The sequence below is a fragment of the Streptomyces sp. V4I8 genome, from assembly GCF_041261225.1.
Lineage (GTDB): Bacteria > Actinomycetota > Actinomycetes > Streptomycetales > Streptomycetaceae > Streptomyces.
Genome location: NZ_JBGCCN010000001.1, coordinates 811,270 through 830,948 on the forward strand (window position 1 = coordinate 811,270; position 19,679 = coordinate 830,948).

The 19,679-nt window shown below is 71.8% G+C and carries 19 protein-coding genes and 1 pseudogene; 13 read left to right on the top strand and 7 right to left on the bottom strand.

Annotated elements, in window-relative coordinates; genetic code table 11:
• The first annotated feature begins 247 nt into the window (after positions 1 to 247).
• The 6 genes from ABIE67_RS03760 to ABIE67_RS03785 are packed head-to-tail and all read left to right on the top strand — an operon-like array spanning position 248 to position 5,713.
• On the top strand, positions 248 to 1,774 hold the full coding sequence (locus ABIE67_RS03760) for an ATP-binding protein (RefSeq protein WP_370253087.1): 1,527 nt from the start codon (positions 248 to 250) through the stop codon (positions 1,772 to 1,774).
• Positions 1,771 to 2,193 carry a roadblock/LC7 domain-containing protein gene (locus ABIE67_RS03765; RefSeq protein WP_370253091.1) on the top strand — a complete coding sequence of 141 codons (423 nt, stop codon included), beginning with the start codon at positions 1,771 to 1,773 and terminating at the stop codon, positions 2,191 to 2,193. The genes ABIE67_RS03760 and ABIE67_RS03765 overlap by 4 nt, the downstream gene beginning before the upstream one ends.
• Positions 2,190 to 2,552 carry a DUF742 domain-containing protein gene (locus ABIE67_RS03770; protein ID WP_370253094.1) on the top strand — a complete coding sequence of 121 codons (363 nt, stop codon included), beginning with the start codon at positions 2,190 to 2,192 and terminating at the stop codon, positions 2,550 to 2,552. The genes ABIE67_RS03765 and ABIE67_RS03770 overlap by 4 nt, the downstream gene beginning before the upstream one ends.
• Positions 2,524 to 3,237, top strand: a complete 714-nt coding sequence (locus tag ABIE67_RS03775; protein WP_370253096.1) for an ATP/GTP-binding protein — start codon at positions 2,524 to 2,526, stop codon at positions 3,235 to 3,237. The genes ABIE67_RS03770 and ABIE67_RS03775 overlap by 29 nt, the downstream gene beginning before the upstream one ends.
• Positions 3,234 to 4,472, top strand: coding sequence for a cytochrome P450 (locus ABIE67_RS03780; protein ID WP_370253098.1), 1,239 nt, complete (start codon positions 3,234 to 3,236; stop codon positions 4,470 to 4,472). Before ABIE67_RS03775 ends, ABIE67_RS03780 begins: the two co-directional genes overlap by 4 nt.
• A complete protein-coding gene (locus ABIE67_RS03785) occupies positions 4,469 to 5,713 on the top strand; it encodes a cytochrome P450 (RefSeq protein ID WP_370253100.1) in 1,245 nt (414 codons plus the stop codon). The genes ABIE67_RS03780 and ABIE67_RS03785 overlap by 4 nt, the downstream gene beginning before the upstream one ends.
• A 125-nt stretch (positions 5,714 to 5,838) precedes the next feature.
• Here ABIE67_RS03785 and ABIE67_RS03790 read toward each other — a convergent pair whose 3' ends face one another.
• Entirely contained in the window at positions 5,839 to 7,371 is a 1,533-nt protein-coding gene (locus ABIE67_RS03790; protein ID WP_370253104.1) for a helix-turn-helix domain-containing protein, read from the bottom strand.
• A gap of 181 nt (positions 7,372 to 7,552) precedes the next feature.
• On the opposite strand from ABIE67_RS03790, the gene ABIE67_RS03795 reads away from it, so the two are divergent.
• The 3 genes and pseudogenes from ABIE67_RS03795 to ABIE67_RS03805 all read left to right on the top strand — a co-directional run bounded on the left by ABIE67_RS03795 (position 7,553) and on the right by ABIE67_RS03805 (position 9,629).
• On the top strand, positions 7,553 to 8,173 hold the full coding sequence (locus ABIE67_RS03795) for an L-threonylcarbamoyladenylate synthase (RefSeq protein WP_370253107.1): 621 nt from the start codon (positions 7,553 to 7,555) through the stop codon (positions 8,171 to 8,173).
• A gap of 122 nt (positions 8,174 to 8,295) precedes the next feature.
• Positions 8,296 to 9,049, top strand: a pseudogene (locus tag ABIE67_RS03800) (dienelactone hydrolase family protein).
• A gap of 145 nt (positions 9,050 to 9,194) precedes the next feature.
• Complete coding sequence (locus ABIE67_RS03805; protein WP_370253110.1) at positions 9,195 to 9,629, top strand: DUF3592 domain-containing protein; 435 nt, start codon at positions 9,195 to 9,197, stop codon at positions 9,627 to 9,629.
• A 3-nt stretch (positions 9,630 to 9,632) separates the two neighbouring features.
• Here the strand turns inward: ABIE67_RS03805 and ABIE67_RS03810 are convergent, their stop codons facing one another.
• The 5 genes from ABIE67_RS03810 to ABIE67_RS03830 all read right to left on the bottom strand — a co-directional run bounded on the left by ABIE67_RS03810 (position 9,633) and on the right by ABIE67_RS03830 (position 13,525).
• On the bottom strand, positions 9,633 to 10,247 hold the full coding sequence (locus tag ABIE67_RS03810; RefSeq protein WP_370253113.1) for a dihydrofolate reductase family protein: 615 nt from the start codon (positions 10,245 to 10,247) through the stop codon (positions 9,633 to 9,635).
• Between the two features lie 131 nt (positions 10,248 to 10,378).
• On the bottom strand, positions 10,379 to 10,870 hold the full coding sequence (locus ABIE67_RS03815; RefSeq protein ID WP_370253115.1) for an SRPBCC family protein: 492 nt from the start codon (positions 10,868 to 10,870) through the stop codon (positions 10,379 to 10,381).
• On the bottom strand, positions 10,867 to 11,262 hold the full coding sequence (locus tag ABIE67_RS03820; RefSeq protein WP_370253117.1) for a metalloregulator ArsR/SmtB family transcription factor: 396 nt from the start codon (positions 11,260 to 11,262) through the stop codon (positions 10,867 to 10,869). Before ABIE67_RS03820 ends, ABIE67_RS03815 begins: the two co-directional genes overlap by 4 nt.
• 210 nt (positions 11,263 to 11,472) lie before the next feature.
• Positions 11,473 to 12,144, bottom strand: a complete 672-nt coding sequence (locus ABIE67_RS03825) for a DUF4328 domain-containing protein (protein ID WP_370253119.1) — start codon at positions 12,142 to 12,144, stop codon at positions 11,473 to 11,475.
• A 151-nt stretch (positions 12,145 to 12,295) separates the two neighbouring features.
• A complete protein-coding gene (locus ABIE67_RS03830; protein WP_370268131.1) occupies positions 12,296 to 13,525 on the bottom strand; it encodes an MFS transporter in 1,230 nt (409 codons plus the stop codon).
• Between the two features lie 270 nt (positions 13,526 to 13,795).
• On the opposite strand from ABIE67_RS03830, the gene ABIE67_RS03835 reads away from it, so the two are divergent.
• Both ABIE67_RS03835 and ABIE67_RS03840 read left to right on the top strand, forming a co-directional pair.
• Positions 13,796 to 14,596 (top strand): DUF899 domain-containing protein, encoded by an 801-nt coding sequence (locus ABIE67_RS03835; RefSeq protein WP_370253123.1) that lies wholly within the window; start codon positions 13,796 to 13,798, stop codon positions 14,594 to 14,596.
• Between the two features lie 56 nt (positions 14,597 to 14,652).
• On the top strand, positions 14,653 to 15,843 hold the full coding sequence (locus tag ABIE67_RS03840) for an MFS transporter (RefSeq protein WP_370253126.1): 1,191 nt from the start codon (positions 14,653 to 14,655) through the stop codon (positions 15,841 to 15,843).
• A 72-nt stretch (positions 15,844 to 15,915) separates the two neighbouring features.
• Here ABIE67_RS03840 and ABIE67_RS03845 read toward each other — a convergent pair whose 3' ends face one another.
• Positions 15,916 to 16,848, bottom strand: coding sequence for an arginase family protein (locus ABIE67_RS03845; RefSeq protein ID WP_370253128.1), 933 nt, complete (start codon positions 16,846 to 16,848; stop codon positions 15,916 to 15,918).
• A 337-nt stretch (positions 16,849 to 17,185) separates the two neighbouring features.
• Between ABIE67_RS03845 and ABIE67_RS03850 the strand changes: the two genes are divergently transcribed.
• On the top strand, positions 17,186 to 18,064 hold the full coding sequence (locus ABIE67_RS03850) for an MHYT domain-containing protein (protein ID WP_370253131.1): 879 nt from the start codon (positions 17,186 to 17,188) through the stop codon (positions 18,062 to 18,064).
• Between the two features lie 82 nt (positions 18,065 to 18,146).
• The gene (locus tag ABIE67_RS03855) at positions 18,147 to 19,649 is read left to right on the top strand and encodes a metallophosphoesterase (RefSeq protein ID WP_370253135.1); all 1,503 of its coding nucleotides are present in this window, start codon (positions 18,147 to 18,149) and stop codon (positions 19,647 to 19,649) included.
• Positions 19,650 to 19,679: the final 30 nt, after the last annotated feature.

A 19,679-nucleotide genomic window follows, 5' to 3' on the forward strand; every position in this document is an offset into this window, starting at 1 on the left:
GCCGTCCGACCGGGCACACACCGCACCGCCGGGGACAGACATCCACCCCAACTTCCGTATCTTGTACGGCAATTCAGACTGTCTGCCCAGAAGTAATCAGAGCCCGGACAGTTTCGAAATGAAGTATCGATCGACCGTGCGAGACCGGTCGATGACGGTGTGTACTGTGCTCCGAGCGCCTCGCCCCACAGCCGTGGAACCAGCCCTGCCCGACCGCCCTCGAACCGACTTCTGGGAAACCGACTCGATGATCGAACTACCGGACCTGGCGACCGGCGGTCTCGCCGTCGGCATGCTGTCCGCACTCGCCCTGGGTGGCGGCCTCCTGCGTGCCCAGCGACAACAGACCTGGCAGCGGGCCGAGATCGACGCCCTGCGTCGCCAACTCAAGGGCGTGCTCCAGGCGTTCACGGCCGAGGTGGAGCATCTGGCGGAACAGCGCGTTCCCGCCGCCGCCCGACAGCTGGCGCACCCGCATGTCGCCGTGCCGGGACCGCTGCATCCGCAGACCGCGGGGTCCGCGCTGGACCTCGCGCTGGAGCAGGTGCTGAGCGGACTGCGCACCGAACTGGCCACACAGCGCACGCGCATCGACGCGGCCGCGCAAGCCGGCATGCGGGGAGCGACACGCGAGATCCAGGCGGCCCTGTACCGGCTCCAGGACGCCCTGCGCCAGCTGCAACAGAAGTACGACGACCCGGAGTTGGCGCAGACCCTCTTCCAACTGGATCACGAGAACGAGCAGTCGCTGCGGCGGGCGCAGGTCGCCGCGGTGGTGTGCGGGGCCTGGGTCGGGCTCGCCCGCGAGGAGTCGCACCTGGTGGAGGCGGTGACCGGCGGCCAGGCCCGGCTCGCGGGCTACCAGCGCGTCCGGGTCCACAACCACCTGACCGCGGGCACCGGGCTCGTCTCCCACGCCGTGGAGCCGGTCGCGATCATCGTCGCCGAACTCCTCGACAACGCCCTGCGGCACTCCGCGCCGGACACGGATGTCGTGGTCAACCTGGAGCACGTCCATCACGGCGTCTGCGTCACCGTCGACGACGCGGGCCTGGGCATGACCCAGGACGAACGCGCCCGCGCGCAGCGCTTGGTGGCGGGTTCCGAGCCGATCCTGCTCACCGACCTCGGCGATCCACCGCGCATGGGGCTCGCCGCGATCGGGCAGCTGACCCGGCAGTTCGACCTGAGCGTTGATCTGTCGTCGCCGTCTCCCTACGGCGGCGTCCGCGCCGTGCTGCGGGTCGACAGCCACCTGCTCAGCGACATCGACCCGGCCGAGCGACCGCCCGCGGCGAGCGCGCCGCGCTCCACCCGCACGACCTCCCGGGACGAGAAGTCCGCCGCCTCCGGAACCGAGGCGTCCACCACCTCGCACGGTTACGGGGCCGACCGCGACGACGACGCCTCCGACGCGGTGTCCGGGCATCACGCTCCACGCGACGCCGGCGGTCTGCCACAGCGTCGGCGCCGGGCGCGGGTGGCCGCCGCGGCGAGGGACGTCCCCGCGCCGCGGCCCGCGGTACGCCGCCCGGACCGGGCCGCCGCCGCGCTGGGCGCGCTGCAGGCCGGTACCGAGGCGGCCCGGACCGAGGCCGGCGAGCACGCCGACGACGCCTCCACCGACGTGCCGGAATCCGGGCGAGCGGCACGGCAGCGGCCCGAAGGCGGGATGACCGACACCGATCAGACCGACCGGGACGACCAGAACGGACAGACGGACCGGACAGTCCGGACAGTCCAGTCAGACCACGAAGGGGGAACGGCTCGATGACCAGCCGCGATGCGGGAGACACGGCGTGGGTGCTCGAACCGATCCTGCAGGTGCCGCATGTGGTGGCCGCCGTACTGCTGACGCGGGACGGGCTGGTGACCGGGTACACGGACGCGCTCACCCGGGCCTCGGCCGAGCGGGTGGCCGCGATCACCAGCACCGTGCAGGGCGCCTGCCGTACTGCGGCCGCCGCGTTCGCCGACCGGGACGCGGCCGAGGTGCGGCAGGTCGTCATCGAGTCGGACCACGGGTACGTGCTGATCGTGCCGACGGACCACGGCACCTGCGTGGCCGCCTACGGGGACGAGGAGGTGCGTCTGGACCTGCTCGCGCACCGAGTGCACTCGCAGGTGGCGAGACTGGGTGAGAAGGCGATGGTCGCCGCGGCCCGGGACGCCGACGGCGGCGCACCGGCATGACGGGCCGCCCCGGCGGCCGTCCCCTGGTTCCCGCGTATCTGTCGACCGGCGGCGTGGCCCGGCCCAGCCGGCCCCAGCTGGAGCGGCTGTCGGTGCTCACCGGCGCCGGCACGCCCCCGCCCGCCGGTCTGCCCGCCGCCCAGCTCGCCCTGCTGGACGCCCTGGACGACGGTTCGCTGACCGTCGTGGAAGCCGCGGCGCTGCTGCGGCTGCCGGTGTCCGCGGTGCGTGTCCTGGCCGGCGAACTCGTCGACCGGGAGCTGGTGCTGGCCCGTGCGCCGATCCCGCCCGCCGGACGCTTCGACCCCGACCTGCTGGAGAGAGTGGCCGATGGCCTTCGCGCCCTCAAACACGACTAGGCCCCGCGACGCCGGGACGATCCAAACGACAGGGCCCAGCCCCGCACCGCGTACGACGGACGCCGACACCGGCACGGCCGGCGCCCCGCGAGGCGCGACCGAGGGCATCCACCTGCCCGACACCGCCCGCGACCTGGTCAAGATCCTGGTCGCCGGCCCCTTCGGCGTCGGCAAGACGACTCTGATCGACTCCGTCTCCGAGATCCGGCCGCTGCACACCGAGGAGCCGCTCAGCGAGGCCTCCGCCCAGGTGGACGATCTGGCCGGGGTGCGGGACAAGTCGACGACCACCGTCGCCGTCGACTTCGGCCGGATCAGCCTGCCGGGCGGGGTCGTGCTGTATCTGTTCGGCACGCCCGGGCAGGAGCGGTTCCGGGCGCTGTGGGACGACATCGCGTACGGCGCGCTCGGTGCCCTGGTCCTGGTCGACAGCCGTCGGATCGACGCCTCGTTCGACGTGCTGGGACTGGTCGAGGAGACGGGGCTGCCGTACGCCGTCGCCTTCAACTCCTTTCCGGACGCGCCCCGGCACCACACCGAGGAACAGCTGCGGACCGCCCTGGACCTGGAGGCGGGCACGCCGATGGTGACGTGTGACGCGCGGGACTCCGACTCGTCCGTCGACGCGCTGCTCGCGCTGGTCCAGCACCTGATCGACCGCAACGCTCCGGAGGACGACCGGTGACCACTCACTCCCCCGACCGGCAGGCCTTCACCCGCTCGGCACCCGTGCGGCTGTGGGAGGACGGCTTCGCGCTGGATCCGTATCGCTACTACGACGCCCTGCGCGCCCAGGGCCCGGTCGGCTGGGCGGAGTTGGCGCCGGGCGTGCCGGCGTACGTCGTCACCGACCGGCGGGCGGCGCTGGATCTGCTGCACGACATCGAGACGTTCTCGCACGACCCGCGGCCGTGGGAGTCCACGGTCGCCGACGACTCGCCGGTCCTGGGGATGATGCGCTGGCGGCCCAACACGCTGTTCGCCGACGGCGCGGCCCATGTCCGCTACCGCACCTCGCTGATCGACACCTTCGACCGGATCGAGCCGCACGACCTGCGGGCGCGGGTGCACCGGGCGGTGCGGGTGCTGGTGGGCCGGTTCGGGCCGAAGGGCGAGGCCGATCTGGTGGGCGAGTTCGCGCGGCCGCTGATGGCGCTGGTGTTCAACAACCTCTTCGGGCTGCCGGACAGTCAGAGCGACCGGCTCGACGGGGCGCTGGGCAAGATGATGGAGGGCGGTGCCGAAGCGGCCGAGGGTGAGGCGGAGTTCGGCGGGTATGTCCTTGAGCTGATCGCGGCCAAGGCCCAGCGACGGGGCGACGACCTGCCGAGCCGGCTGCTGGACCACCCCGCCGGGCTCACGCCCGAGGAGGTCACCTGGCAGGTCTTCCTCACCCTGGGCGCCGGGCACGAGCCGACGGCCAACCTGGTGTCCAACGCGCTGTCCCGCATCCTCGGCAACCCGCTGTACTACTCCACGCTCACCAGCGGGGCGCGCCCCGTGATGGACGCGGTGGTGGAGGTGCTCCACCATGAGACACCTCTGGCCAACTACGGCATCCACTACGCCCGCACGCCCGTCTCCTTCCACGGCACGTGGATCAGGGCCGCGGTTCCGGTGGTCGTCTCGTACGGGGCGCTGGCTCACTTCGCCGAGCGGGAGGTCACCGGCGGGCACCATCCCAAGGACGCCTCGCATCTGTCCTGGTCGGCGGGCCCGCACTCCTGCCCGGTCCGGCAGCACACGCTACTCATCGCCACCGAGGCGATCGAACGGCTCACCCAGTGGCTGCCCGACCTGGAGCCGGTCCTGCCCCGGACGCTCCTGACCTGGCGGCCCGGCCCCTTCCACCGCTCCCTGACCTCCCTGCCCGTCCGGTTCAGTCCTCGCTCCCCCGACCAGCCAGGAGTTGCCTCGTGACCGTGACCGACCGCATCGACCGCTTCGCCATCGACCCGTTCGGCGCCGACATCGCCGCCGAGAGCGCCCGGCTGCGCGCCCTCGGCCCGATCGTGCCCGTGGAGCTGCCCGGCGGCATCCCGGCCTGGGCGCCCACGGGCTACGACACCCTCAAGGAGCTCATCCTCGACCCGCGGGTCAGCAAGGACCCCCGGCTGCACTGGCGGCTGTGGCCCGAGATCGGCGAACACCCCTCATGGGGCTGGATCCTGGGCTGGGTCGGCGTCGTCAACATGCTCTCGACGTACGGCGCCGACCACGCGCGGCTGCGCAAGCTGGTCGCGCCGAGCTTCACCCAGCGGCGCACGGAGATGATGCGGCCGCGGGTGCGGACCATCACCGCGGAACTGCTCGACGCCCTCGACGACGGCGGGTCGGCGGTCGAGTCGGTGGTGGATCTGAAGGCCGGGCTCGCGCATCCCCTGCCGATGCGGATGATCTGCGAACTGTTCGGTGTGCCCGAGGAGTTGCGGGAGGACACCGGCGCACTCATCGCCGCGATCATGGACACCACCGATCCGAGCCCCGAGCATGCCGCGTTCGTGCAGCGGCAGATCGGTACGGTGCTGGGGGCCCTGATCGCCCACCGCAGCGAGCATCCCGGGGACGATCTGACGACCGAGCTGATCCGGGTGCGCGACGAGGACGGTGACCGGCTCAGCGACGAGGAACTCGTCTACACCCTGCTGCTGGTCATCGGCGCCGGTTTCGAGACGACCGTCAATCTCATCGGCAACGCGGTCGTCGCCCTGCTGACCCACCCCGAGCAGCTGGCCGCCGTACTCTCCGGCGAGATCGGCTGGGACGCGGTGATCGACGAGACGCTGCGGGTGCACCCGTCGATCGCGTCGCTTCCCCTGCGGTTCGCCGTCAGCGACATCGAGGTCGGCGGCGTGACCGTGCCGACCGGGGACGCCATCATCACGACGTACGCCGCGGCGGGGGTGGATCCCGTGCACTACGGGCCGGACGCGGACAGCTTCGACGCGTCGCGCGGGGCCGACGACCATCTGGCGTTCGGGATCGGGGTGCACCGGTGCATCGGCGCTCCGCTGGCCCGCGCCGAGGCCCTGACGGCGCTGCCCGCCCTCTTCGACCGTTTCCCCGGCCTGCGGCTGGCCGTCGACGAGAAGGAGCTGCGGCAGGTGCCGTCGTTCATCGCGTTCGGCTGGCAGGAGATTCCGGTGCGGCTGCGGGCCTGAACGGCTGCGCGCGCGGGGACGCGACCGGTCCCCCGTTCCGGTCGTGCCCCCGCGGGAAGTCGAACTTACGTCTACCGCGGAGGCCTTGGGTATCGCGTCGGTGCCCGCTGCGCCGCCGCCGGGACTCACCTGTGCACAAGTGAGTCCGGAAGGCCCGATTTCGTCGCCGACAGGGCGGGCTCATCCAGGTCGCCGACCGCGAGATGGGCCAGGACGACCTCGTACAGGTCGCTGCCACCGGCGAGGAGCTGGCGTTCCAGGACGGGTTCCGCGCTGCGGACGTGCTCGCGGACGGTCTGGGCGTGGACGCCGAGGGTCTGCGCGGTGCGTTCGGCGTTGCCGCCTTCGGCGATCCAGGCGCGCAGGGTGCGGCGCAGGTCCCGGGTGTCCTCATCGAGGCCTGCGAGGACTTCGTGCGCCCAGGTGAGCATGGCGGGCCCGGACAGCAGATCGCGCAGCGAGGCCTGCCCCGCTTCCGACGTTCCGTCGTCGGCCGGCGCGTCCGTGAGGCTCACCTGGGTGTTGAGCGCCAGATGGACCACGGCACGGGCGGTCAGGTCGGAGAAGTCCGTGCGCAGCAGTGCTTCCACGCGTTCCATGCGGGCGCGGACGGTGTTGCGGCTGACGCCGAGGACCTTGGCCGCGCTCACGGCGGTGAACTCCAGGCCCAGCCGGGTGGTGGCGAGCAGTTCGGCGCGGGTGTGGTGCGCCAGTGCGTCGAGCGGGCGCAGCAGACGGGCCGCCCAGCCGCGCAGGGGCGCCGGGTCGATCAGGCGCTCGGGGTGGGTGCGCTCGGCGTAGACCGCGGCCTTGTCCGAACGGAAGTGCGCGACGGCCAGGGCGCTCACGGCCTGCCCGTACGCGGTGGCGGTGCGGGCCAGGCTCTGCCGGGCGCTGCCGCCGATGAACGTGTGGGGGCGCGGGCCGATCAGCGAGCGCAGTTCCCGGGCCTCGCCCTCGCCGGGCGTCACGACGATCACATGCTCGTCCACGGCCGGGCAGCGCACGACCAGCGCCCGCTCGCCCGTCACGGCCAGGCACTCCACCACGAGCCGGTCGCGCTCGTCGGCGGGGCCCTCGACGACGTGGACACTGGCCGTGTCCGTGTCGAGCAGCCCGGGCCACAGCCCCGCGGCCACGCGGCGTGCGGAGACGGTGTCCTCCACCATCAGCAACTGCAGGATCGCCAGCCGCAGATCGGATGTCGCCCGCGCGAGCCGACGGTCGGCGGTGGTCGACTCCCCCGCCTTCAGCAGGAGCTCGATGACCTGGACGGTGTGCGTGACCATGTCGGAGGCGCGCCGGTCGAAGGGCGTCTCGCGCGACACCGTGAGCACACCGGCCGACGTGGGGTTCGGGTACGCCACCCTGAGCAGCCGCAGGTGGCGGCCCTGGCCCTCCCAGGCGGCGGAGGCGATGCGTCCGGCGGCGACGGCCGCGACGAGGGTGTCGTCCAGGGGCGGCCTGGTGCCCGCGAGGAGCGTGCCGGTGTCGTCCTGCAGCGCGGCGGTGCCCTGCACGGCGTCCGCGAGCCACGCGACGACCCGGCCGACATCGCGTCCGTTCGGCCGCAGGTGTTCCAGCAACTCCTGCGCCCACACCGAGGCGTCGGCGCTCCCCACCCCCGCCTGACGGATCCCGTCCTCTCTGCCAGTCACGTCGGCCTTCACCTCGTCCTGCACTTCACTCACGGCATACCGCCCGGGACGTTACCTCACCCGTGCGCGGCGGCAAGTCGGCGCTCGTATCGGGGACGGGTTTCCCGGGACCCGGGGCGCAATCCGCCGGCCGGCCCGGGCCTGCGCCGCCATCGGGGGGCCCAGGGCATAGGCTCGGTGAATGGCGAAGTACTTCGACGTGCACCCCGACAACCCTCAGCCGCGCACCATCTCCCAGGTCGCCGACAGCGTCCGCTCGGGTGCGCTCATCGCGTATCCGACGGACTCCTGTTATGCGCTGGGCTGCCGGCTGGGCAGCCGTGACGGCATCGACCGGATCCGGACCATTCGCCGCCTGGACGACCGGCATCACTTCACCCTCGTCTGCCAGGACTTCGCGCAGCTCGGCCAGTTCGTGCGGGTCGACAACGACGTGTTCCGCGCGATCAAGGCGTCGACGCCCGGCAGCTACACGTTCATCCTGCCCGCGACGAGGGAGGTGCCGCGCATGCTTCAGCATCCGAAGAAGAAGACGGTCGGCGTGCGCATCCCCGACCATGTCGTCACCCAGGCGCTGCTCGCCGAGCTCGGGGAGCCGCTGCTGTCCAGCACGCTGCTGCTGCCCGACGAGGAAGAGCCGCTGACGCAGGGCTGGGAGATCAAGGACCGGCTCGATCATGTGCTGGACGCGGTGGTGGACTCCGGGGACTGCGGCACGGAACCGACGACGGTGATCGACTTCTCGGGCGGCGAGGCCGAGATCGTCCGGGAGGGGGCGGGCGACACGTCCCGGTTCGAGTAAAGCGGTCCCCAAACGGGAGGGGGTGCCGGGGACCGTTGAATGCTGCATGAAACCATGTGCGCGGCCCGGCTCCACCGGGTCGGCGACCCGTTCGCCGTGAACTGCGCAGAGAGGCACCCCCCATGACCTCAGTACAGGGAACCGCCGTCGACATCCTCACCGAGGACGGTACCGCCGACGCCTATCTGGCCCACCCCGCTGACGGCGAGCCACGTCCGGCGGTCCTGCTCTACATGGACGCCTTCGGTCTGCGGCCGCAGCTGCGGACGATGGCGGACCGGCTCGCCGAGGCCGGTTACACGGTGCTGGTGCCCAACGTGTTCTACCGCCACGGGCGCGCTCCGGTGGTCGAGTTGCCCGAGTTCATCGATCCCGGGGCCCGGCCGGAGATCTTCGAGAGCATCATGCCGATCATGTCGGCGCTGACGCCCGAAGCGGCGATGCGGGACGCGAACGCCTATCTGCGCTGGCTGGCCGACTGCCCGGTGGCGGCCGACGGTCCGGTGGCGCTGACCGGCTACTGCATGGGGGCCCGGCTGTCCCTGCTGACCGCCGGCACCTTTTCGGAGCGCGTCGCGGCGGCGGCCGGCTTCCACGGCGGCCGGCTCGCCACCGACGCACCGGACAGCCCGCACCTGGTGGCCGAACACATCACCGCCGAGCTGTACTTCGGCCATGCCGACCAGGACCCGTCCCTGCCGGCCGAGCAGATCGAACGCCTGGAGACCGCGCTCACCGAGGCGGGGGTACGACACCGCTGAGGTCTACCCGGGTGCGGGGCACGGGTTCACGCAGGCCGACACCGCGTCCTACCACCCAGAGGGGGACGAGCGGCACTGGGCGGCGCTGCTGGATCTGCTGAAGCGGACGTTCTGAGCGTGTGGTGAACGTGCTCCGAGCGGCTTCCCCGGACGGCCCCCCAGGGTGTCCGGGACCTGGGATAGCGTCCCTCTCACTTCGGACGAGTGAGAGGGACGTTGTGCAGGTTCAGGTGCGTGGGCGGCGTGCTCGCCGGTGGGTGATGTTCGGGGCGATCGCGTTCGGGGCGGTGTTCCTGGTCGTCGGACTGGTGCTGGCGGGGGTGTCGGTCTCGTTCCTGGCGGACGCGGAGCGCGCCCCGGGCACGGTGGTGGCGCTGGAGTGGCGCAACGACGACAGCGGCGCCTCCCGCAAGGCGACGCAGAACGACAAGCCCGCGGCGTACCCGGTGGTCGAGTTCACGTCGGCGGACGGCACGCCGAGGACGTTCCGCAGCTCGACGGGATCCAATCCGCCGTCGTACGAGAAGGGCGAGCGGGTCGAGGTGCTGTACCGCGCCGATTCCCCCGAGAACGCCCGGATCAACGGGTTCGCCTCGCTGTGGCTGTTGCCGCTGATCTTCGGTGGGATCGGGCTGGTGATCGGGGGGATCGGGACGGCCGTCGCCGTGGTGGGTCGGCGGCGTTCCCGGGGCTGAAGGTCACTTCACGAAGCGGTACTTCAGGTGGGTGGCGAGCGGTGTGGCGACCACCCTGACGGGGACGAGGTTCCGTCGCCCGGCGCCCAGTCCCTCGAAGAGCCGCAGCCCGTCGCCGAGGAGCGCGGGCACCACGTGCAGTTGCAGCTCGTCGATGAGCCCCTCCCTGAGGTACTGCCGCACCGTGCTCGCCCCGCCCGCGATGTCGACGTTCCTGTCACCGGCGGCGGCCTTCGCCCGGTCGAGGGCGCTGTGGATGCCGTCGGTGACGAAGGTGAAGGTGGTGCCGCCCTCCTTGACGAGGGTCGGCCGGGGGCGGTGGGTGAGCACGAAGACCGGAGTCCGGAACGGCGGGTTGTCGCCCCAGAACTCCTCGCCGGTGTCGTACATCATCCGGCCCATGACCACCGCTCCGGTGGCGTCGAACCACTCGCGCATCAGCTCGGAGTCACGGTTCTCCTCCCCACCGCTCATGCCCTGGCGCTCCCGCCAGCTCGCCAGGTTGTGGATCCACTCGAAGAGCGGCTCGGCGCCGTCGCCTCCCGGGTTGTCGATGGCGACGTCGGTGCCGGCGATACAGCCGTCGAGGGAGATGGCCAGGTCCGCGGTCACGGTCACGATGGGGGCTCCTGAGTCGTGGGGAGTACTGCCTTCACTCTCACGTCGATCGGGAGCCGCCACATTCGACAGACTCCCGCGGGGCTGTCGGCTCAGCGACCGGAAACCGGGAGGATCGCCCCAGAACCCGGTCAGGCCAGGGACTCGAAGTACGCCTTCTGCGCGGGGTAGTACGCGTCGAAGTCCCGTAGGGGGCCGCCCGTGCGCGCGGCCGTGAGCAGGTCAAGGTAGTACTCCCAGCCCGGGCCGATCTCGCCCAGCTGCTCCGTCGAGGTGAGGTGGTGGACCAGCCGGAGTTCCGTGGTGCCGTCGGACTCCGCCAGTTGCAGTTCCAGCGCCCAGGCGCCGGCGGCGTCGTCCGTCGAGACGGCGAGCCTGTGGGGCGGTTCGCAGGAGTCGATCCGCATCGGGTACCAGGGCGCCGACTCCTCGAACACCAGCTGGACCTCGACGGTCCGGCCGGGACCCGCTTCGCCGCGCCATGGGCCGAACCAGCGGGCCGTGCGCTCCGGTTCGGTGACACTCGCCCAGACGTCGTCGACCGGGGCACGGTAGGTGCGGGTGAGGATCAGGTCGTACCCCGTCGGCGTCGGTACGAGCTGTCCGGTGGGTTCAGGGGTCATGCCGTGTCCTCCTGGTGCGCGGTGCGGGGTGGGTCGGCGGGCTGTGCGGGCTCCGACCGGAGGCGGTCCCGGCGTGTCCGGTGCACCTCGGTCTCCAGCGCCGCGAGGCGCTGCGTCCAGTCGGGCCGCTGGGTGTCGAACTGGGCGAGCCAGGCGGCGAGGGGGCCCAGCCGGGTGTGGACGAGCGAGTAGCGGCGGTGCCGTCCGGTCTGCTCGTCCCGGACCAGGCCGCTTTCGCGCAGCACCCGTAGATGGCGGCTCACCGCGGGCCGGCTGATGGCGAACCGGCCGGCGATCTCACCCGCCGTCAGCGGAGCGTGCCGCAGCATGACCAGGATCTCCCGGCGCACCGGATCGGCTATGGCGTCGGCGACGTCCGTCAGTTCGTCCACACCGAAAAGCGTAACCCATCGGTTACATGTCGGGCGGTGGTGAGCGTACGGTGCGCGACCCAGCCGATGTCATCGGCCCGACTGGCCTGTCCGGCATGACCGGCCTGACCGGCCCGGCTCTGCTGGAGGGCGTTGGTGAACACGCCCTCCCACGCGGAACGGCGAAAGCGGGCGCAGAGCGTGTGCCAGGGGCCGTGGCGCTCCGGCGGGTCACGCCATGTGATGCCGGTGCGCATCCTCCGCCCGCACGGCTTGCTTCAGCCTGCCGCTGAGCTGCCGGACGACGACGGCGGACAGGGCGGCAGCGCAGACGTAGAGGAGATCGCCGGCCATGACCTGCCGCAACGCCTCGCTGGTCTGGCCGGCGGTGTCTGCGCTCTTCAGCGCGGCCAGGGCGTCGGCGCCCGCGACGGCTGCGGCGAGGACGGAGAGCCACCAGAAGGTGAGCAGGGGATGGCCGCGCTCACGCCGCGTCGCCGGCCGGGAGGCGGCCCACAGGTCGTTGACGAACATCTTCGGCACGAAGACATTGGCAACGGGCACCACCCAGCCGAAGAACAACCAGGCACGGCTGCGACGCTGCCCCTCGGGCCAGACGAGTTCCGCGAGGTCACGCATGCGCGACATCCAGACGCTGAAGACCAGCACCGTCACGAGGGTGGCGACGTTCCACCAGCCCCTCAGATTTCCGAACCACATGTCGGCGTCGAGCAGCGGCAGCGCCTCGCCGCCGTCCGGCTGAGCCGGCAGTGACGGCGCTTGCAGCACTTGGTACTTGTGCCACGCCGCCGCCCCGGCCGCCGCAGTCAGCATCGCGTACACGGCGAGCACCCCGCACGTCCATCGGGTCAGCCCACCCAGGGCCCCTCCAGCCCTGCCCACCCCACACCTCCTGGAAGCCGCCTGTTCGGGACTTCCCGCAGGTCGGCGGGGGATCTTAACCTCACGGGGATGCGGAAGTCACGGCCTCAGCTATGGCTGCCACCGAACCAGCACCCTGTCGGGATCCGGACCACCGAACTCTGAAAGACGGTCATCGGCCATGACCGGGCAAGGCAGTCGTGGACGGGTCAGCGGTGGACCTGGCTCGGTGTGCGGCGACGGACATGACGAGGAGCGAGGCCAGGACGATCCCGGCGCCGACGTACAGGGGTGCGGTGTAGCCGAGGCCCGCGGTGAGGGCCAGGCCGCCCAGCCAGGCGCCGAGGGCGTTGCCGACGTTCGACGCGGACACGTTGGCGCTCGCGGCCAGTGCCGCCCCGTGGGCGTAATCGGTGACGCGGGTGATCATGCCGGGCACGCCCGCGAACCCGGTCACCCCCATCAGGAACACGAGGATCACCGACGCGACGGCGCTCTCCGCCAGGAGGCCGAACACGGCCAGGGTGAGGGTGAGTCCGAGCAGGGAGAGGAGCAGGGTGCGGTCACGGTCGTGGTCGGCCGCTCGCCCGCCGACCAGGTTCCCGACGACCAGGCCGACGCCGTAGACCATCAGCAGCCAGGCGACATCCGCCGAGGAGAAGCCGCCGACCTCGGTGAAGGTGTAGGCGAGGTAGCTGAAGGCGCCGAACATGCCGCCGTAGCCGAGCGCGGTGGCCGTCAGGGTCAGCCAGACCTGCCAGGACCGGAACGCACGGAGCTGGGCCCGCAGGCCGACGGCCGGGAGCGGGCCGGAGCCGAAGCCGCCGTCCAGGGCTGTGGGCGGCGGCACCCGGCCCGTCCGGTGGGGGACGAGCGCGACGATTCCCGCCAGCGCCAGCACGCCGATCCCGGTGACCGCCCAGAAGGCCGCCCGCCAGCCCCAGCGCTCCCCGACCAGCGCACCGAACGGCACGCCCAGCACGTTCGCCAGGGTCAGCCCGGCGAACATCACGGCCACCGCGCGGGACTTCCTCTCCGGCGCGACCAGGTCGCGCGCGACCAGCGAGCCGATCCCGAAGAACGAGCCATGGCACAGCGCCGCGACGATCCGCCCGAGCATCATCACCGGATAGCTCGGCGCGATCGCGGACAACAGGTTGCCGATGACGAACAACGCCACCAGCCCCACCAGGACCTGCTTTCTGGGCAGGCGTGCCGTCGCCGCGGTCAGCGCGATCGCGCCGATCGCGACACTCAGCGCGTACCCGGAGATCAGCCGGCCGGCGGCCGCCTCGGACACCGCGAAACTCGACGCCACCTGCGGCAGCAGCCCGGCGATCAGGAACTCGGTCAGCCCGATGCCGAAGCCGCCGAGTGCCAGGGCGATGAGTCCGCTCGGCATCCGACGCCGTTCGGTCGTGCGGCGGCGTAAGAGGAAGTCCGTGTCCCCGGCCCTGGATTCGCTCATGGTGCCACCCTCACGCGTGGTGGCGTATCCGGGCCATGGACAAAGATCTACGGCGCTTGGACGAACGCGACAGCGCGACAGCGCACCCGTGTACGCCTGGGGCCGCCCCGGATATGCGGCACCGGTGAGGCGGGCGCAAGCTGGAGGGGTGCCCGCTTCGCCCGGACAGGGCCTTGGCGCACGAGAGCTGTGGGGAGATCCCGGATGACTTCGATGGCGAACCTGCCGGAGGTCGTGTCGCGCGAGGAGTGGCTCGCCGCCCGTAAGGAGCTGCTGGCCAGGGAGAAGGAGCTCACGCACGCGCGTGACCGGGTCAACGCCGCGCGGCGGCGGCTGCCGATGGTCCGCGTCGACAAGCCGTACACCTTCGAGGGCCCGGACGGGCCGGTCGGCCTGCTCGATCTGTTCGAGGGGCGGCCCCAGCTGGTCATGCACCACTTCATGTGGACCTACGACATCGACGCCGACGGCACCGAGCACCCCCGCGACACGGGGTGCAGCAGTTGCTCCTCCGCGGCCGACCAGATCCCCGCCCGGCTGCGGCAGCTGCACGTCCGCAACACGTCGCTGGTCGCGGTGAGCCGGGCGCCGTACGAGAAGCTCGCCGCGTACCGGGCGCGCATGGGCTGGACCTTCCCCTGGTACTCCTCGGCCGGCAGCGACTTCAACTACGACTTCCACGCCACCGTCGACGACCGGGTCGCGCCGGTGCAGGTCAACCTCCGTTCCGAGGCCGAACTCGCCGAGGCCGGCACGACGTGGTCGGAGGAATGGCGGGGCGACTATCCGGGCATCAGCGCGTTCCTGCGGGTCGGGGACGAGGTCTTCCACACGTACGCCACGTTCGGCCGCGGGATCGAGGAGTTCCACAACGGCTACCCGTACCTCGACCTCACCGCCCTGGGCCGCCAGGAGGTGTGGGAGGAGCCGGAGGACCGCGCGCAACCCCTCGGGCTGCAGGTCGGCGGGCCCGGTATGCGGCTGCCCGACGAGTACGACGCCTGACGGCCGGTGGCGTGCCGCCCCGGGTCCGGGCGGTGTGCGGCGTTACCGTCGGCGCCATGGAAGGTGATCGCCGAGGGTGGCGTGCTTGTGTGCTCAGCGGGGCGGTGTTCGCCGTGTGCATGGCCGGCACCACGCTCCCGACTCCCCTCTACGGCCATTACCAGCAGAAGTTCGGCTTCTCGGAGCTGATGGTCACGGTCGTGTACGCCGTGTACGCCTTCGGGGTCATCGGGGTGCTGCTGCTCGCGGGCAACGCCTCGGACACGGTGGGCAGACGCCCGGTGATTCTGTGGGGCCTGGGCTTCGCGGCCGCGAGTGCCGTCTGCTTCCTGGGCGCGACGGGGCCGGGCTGGCTGTTCGTGGGGCGGCTGCTGTCGGGACTGTCCGCCGGTCTGCTCACCGGGGCCGCCACGGCGTACGTGATGGAGCTGGCGCCGCCCGGTGGCGCCGCGCGGGCCACCCTGGTGGCGACCGCCGCCAACATGGGCGGGCTGGGCTGCGGCCCGCTGCTGGCCGGAGTGCTGGCGCAGTACGCCCCCTGGCCGCTGTACCTGCCGTTCCTCGTGCACCTCGCCCTGGTGGCGTGCGCGGCCCTCGTCCTGACGTGGCTTCCGGAGACCGTACGGGAGCGGAGGTCCCTGCGCACCGTACGGCCGCAACGGCCCGGCCTGCCCCCGCAGGTGCGGTCGGTGTTCGGGCCGGCGGCGACCGCCTCGTTCGTGGGTTTCGCCCTGTTCGGGGTGTTCACCTCGGTCAGCCCGGCGTTCCTCGCCGAGTCCCTGAACGAACGCAACCACGCCGTCAGCGGGCTGGTGGTGGCACTGGCGTTCTTCGCCTCCACCACCGGGCAACTGGCCGTCGACCGGGTCGGGGTCGGGCGCTCGCTCCCGCTGGGCTGCGCCGGGCTCCTCGCCGGGCTGGCGCTGCTCGCCGGCGCCCTGTGGGCGGACCTGCTGGCGCTGGTCGTGCTGAGCGCCGTCGTCGGCGGGGTCGGACAGGGGCTGTCCTTCCGTGGGGCGCTGTCCTCGGTCGCCGCGGCGTCTCCGGCGGAGCAGCGCGCGGCAGTGATCTCGACCCTGTTCGTGGTGGCCTACACGGGCATCTCGGTGCCGGTGATCGGGGTGGGGGTGCTGGCGGAGCCGATGGGTCTGGAGGGCGCGGGGCTGGTGTTCATCGCCTGCATGACCGTCCTGGTCTCGACCGCGGCCGCCTATCTGCTGCGGCGGCCGGTGCCGGCGAGGACGTGACGACTTGCCCTGACAGCAAGGGGAGTTGAGCGGATGCCGGCGTCACGATGCCCGTGCGTCAGCGCGCGCCCGCTACGGCGACTGCGACTGCACATGACCGGCCCGCGCCGACAGCCCTCGGCGCAGGCACTCGGCGAGTCGGCGGGCGATCGTTCCGTCGGGGTCCAGGCGAGGGTTGAAGATCGTGACGTCCAGTCCCACGGCTCCCGCGCCGCCCGGGTCGCCCGGGTCGCCCGGGTCGCCCAGTGCAGTGAGCAGCACGGTCTCCAGCTCTTCCCAGCTCAGCCCCCCGGGGAGGCGGTAGTCGACGGCGGGCATGATCGCGTCGTCCAGGACGTCGACGTCCAGGTGGACCCAGAACCCGGCGCCGCCACCCAGGCGGTCGACCGCCAGGCGGGCCGCCGCGGCGGCACCGGAAGCGCGTACGCCGTCGAGGTCCATGGCGTGCAGTTCGGGCGGAAGCGGCTGCATACCGGCCTGGGCGGACTCCTCGGTATCGCGGAATCCGAAGGCCACGACGTCCTCGTCCCGCAGCAGGGGCCCCCGGCCCTCAAGGTCGGTGAGCAGCCGGGGGCCGCGTCCCGTGGCGAGGGCGAGGTCCATCGAGGCCACCTCGCCGTACGGCTCCGCCGAGGGCTGGTAGAAGTCGGTGTGACCGTCCAGGAACAGCAGGCCGGGACGGTGTCCGCGGCGGCGCAGGGCGAGGAGGTTGCCGAGCAGGATGCTGCAGTCCCCGCCGAGGACGACCGGGAAACGGCCCGTGTCGAGGACGTCGCCGACGGTGTCGGCCAGTCGGGCGGAGTAGTCGGCGATGGCGTGGGGGTTGAGAACCCCGGTGTCGGCGTCCCGCGTCGGGTCGTAGTCCGGCGGTTCGACACGGCCGCTCCGCACCGCGGCGAGGCCGTCCAGCAGACCGGCGTCGAGCAGGGCCGTAGGCAGGTCCTGGACCCCGGAGGGCCGCAGGCCGAGCACGGACGGTGCCTCGATGATCGCGAGTTCCCGCATGCCCGGCCCCTTTCCCTCGCCGGCCGACCGCTGCCCGCCGAGGCTCTGCGGCACTGTCCGCCGCCGCACTCGCTCACTCCATCTGTGCCACATCCTGCGGACGGCCACCACTCGAGGCCGCCGGGGCGCGGCGGGTCCGGACTCGCCTGTTCCCGTGTCGTAGCACGCGCTGTTGAGCACATGCGGCCCTCTGGCCAAAAATCGCCCCCGAGTGACCGGAGTTGACTCACGGTGATGCAGAGTTCAACTGCTACCGGCGGTAAGAGCTTGCTTTGCACACCCTTGACACGTAGACCTGTGCTCCACAACTGGCCAGGACTCTGGGGGGAGTTGGCTTATGCAAGGCACGGTGGACGGGTTCCGCTATGGTGCGGTGACCCCGCTGGCGGCCTATCTGATGGCCTGCCTGGGAGGGGCGTTAGGACTGCGGTGCATCGTCCGGTCCCTGCTCAACGGACAGTCATGGCGGCCCGGTTGGCTGGCGCTCGGCGCCGCGTCGATCGGCTGCGGCATCTGGACGATGCACTTCATCGCCATGATCGGCTTTCAGGTCGAGGAGGCCCGGATCCGTTACGACGCGGGGCTCACCGTCCTCAGTCTCGCCGTGGCGATCGTCGTGGTCGGGATCGGCGTGTTCATCGTGGGCTGTCTGGGGGCGGGCAAGGGGGCGCTGACCGGAGCGGGCGTGATCACCGGGCTCGGGGTGGCGGCGATGCACTATCTGGGCATGGCCGCGTTACGCCTCGACGGCAGCATCCGGTACGACGTACTCACCGTGGGCCTCTCCGTCGTGATCGCGATCGTCGCCGCGACCGCCGCGCTGTGGGCCGCCGTCACCGTCCGCGGCTTCCTGACCAGCCTCGGCGCCAGCATGGTCATGGGCATCGCCGTGTCCGGGATGCACTACACGGGCATGGCCGCCGTCAGTGTGCACCTGCACGGCGCGACCGGCTCGTCATGGGCGGGCGACTCGCCCTCCTCGCTCCTGCTTCCCATGCTTCTGGGCCCGATCGTCTTCCTCGTGCTGGCCGGGGTGGTGGTGATGTTCGACCCGCTTCTGGTCCTCGGCGAGGGCGAGCGGGGCCGCTCGGCCACGACTCGGCGGCCCCGGCCGACCACCGGCGCCTCCGGGCAACAGCCCGGCCGTGACCCCGACTTCAGGTCCGCCGTCGGCACACCGCAGCCCAACCGGGACGCGTACGCCCCCAAGTGGTGACCCCGGGAGCGGGAGCGCGGCGACGCGCCGGGCCCGCGCGTCCCCTTCTCGGCGCTCTCTAGATCATTGTTACGGTGCACGGGTGTCTGACTCCTCACGCGATACCGCCGAAGGCGCCGGCTGGGGCGCCGCCGAACTCGGCACGTACAAGCGGCTGATGCCGCACAAGGTCGAGAAGATCTCCTGGCTCGACCCCAGGATGCTGTGGGCCGCCCGCAACGGCGTACTGGCGTCCTGGTTCGGAGACCCCACGGGCCGTACCCGCAGCCGTTGGGTGGCGCAGCGGACGGCCGCCGGCGCGCCCGCCGACAAGGTGATCCGGCGCGACGACCCGGACCGGTTCTCCTTCCTCGTCATCGGCGACACCGGCGAGGGCGACGATCCGCAATACGCCGTCGTGCCAGGCTTTCTGAAGGCGGGTCAGGACTCGAGGTTCGCGGTCATCGCGAGCGACGTGATCTATCCGGTCGGCAGTGCCGACGACTACGGCACCAAGTTCTTCCAGCCGTACCAGGACTACCAGGCCCCGATCTACGCGATACCGGGCAACCACGACTGGTACGAGGACCTCGGCGCGTTCATGCGCGTCTTCTGCGACGACGCCCCGCCCCTCACGCCCGAGCCCGCGCCGCGTCCGCTCAGCCGGGCCTGGCTGCGGTCGCTGCTGTGGCACCGCCCGCGCCGGGGTGACGGCCAACGGCTGGCAGAGCACGCCAAGTTGAGGTCGGCGGCCGTCCAGCAGGCCGTCCAGCCGGGGCCGTACTGGGCGATCGACGCCGGGCCGGTGCGGATCGTCGGCGTCGACACCGGGCTGCTCGGGACCATCGACGCCGAGCAGGGCGCCTGGCTGCGTGAGGTGTCGAAGGATCCCCGCCCGAAGATCCTCATCACGGGCTCGCCCCTGTACGTGGACGGCGAACACCACCCCTGTGCGATCGAGGGCGGCGGAACCGTCGACGAGATCGTCCGCGACCCGGCACACCGCTATGTCGCGGCGATCGGCGGTGACATCCACAACTACCAGCGCTACCCGGTCCAGGTCGACGGCCGCACGATCCAGTACGTGGTCGCGGGCGGCGGCGGCGCGTTCATGCACGCCACGCACACCATCCCCCGGGTCGACATCGCGAACGTCACCGAGAAGGACTTCCGCTGCTATCCGCTGCGCGGTGACTCCCTGGCCTTCTACAGCACGCTGTACGGCCGCCGCCTGCGCCTGCGCCGCTTCTTCACCCTCACCGAGGCCGAGGCGTCGGCCGTCGTCGCCGAACGGCTCGGCATCCCGCTGACCCGGGCCCAGCAGACCACGGCCCGCCTCACCTGGCGCATCCGCCTGGTCGCCGGCCTGCTCGGTGCCGGCCGCCGACCCGACCGCACCGCACGGTTCCGCCTCCCGGTGCGCAAGATCTACACGCAGCTGTTCTCACCGAGCTCGGCGACCTACAGCCCGCCCTTCTTCAAGTGTTTCCTGCGCCTCGACGTCACCCCGGAAGCCGTTCGCCTGCGCTGCTACGCCGCGACCGGCAGCCGCACCCAGGAGGTCGACCCGCCGGTCGAGGACGAGGTCACGATCCCCTTGAACTGATCACGGGCGGCGGGAACAGCACGGCCCGTG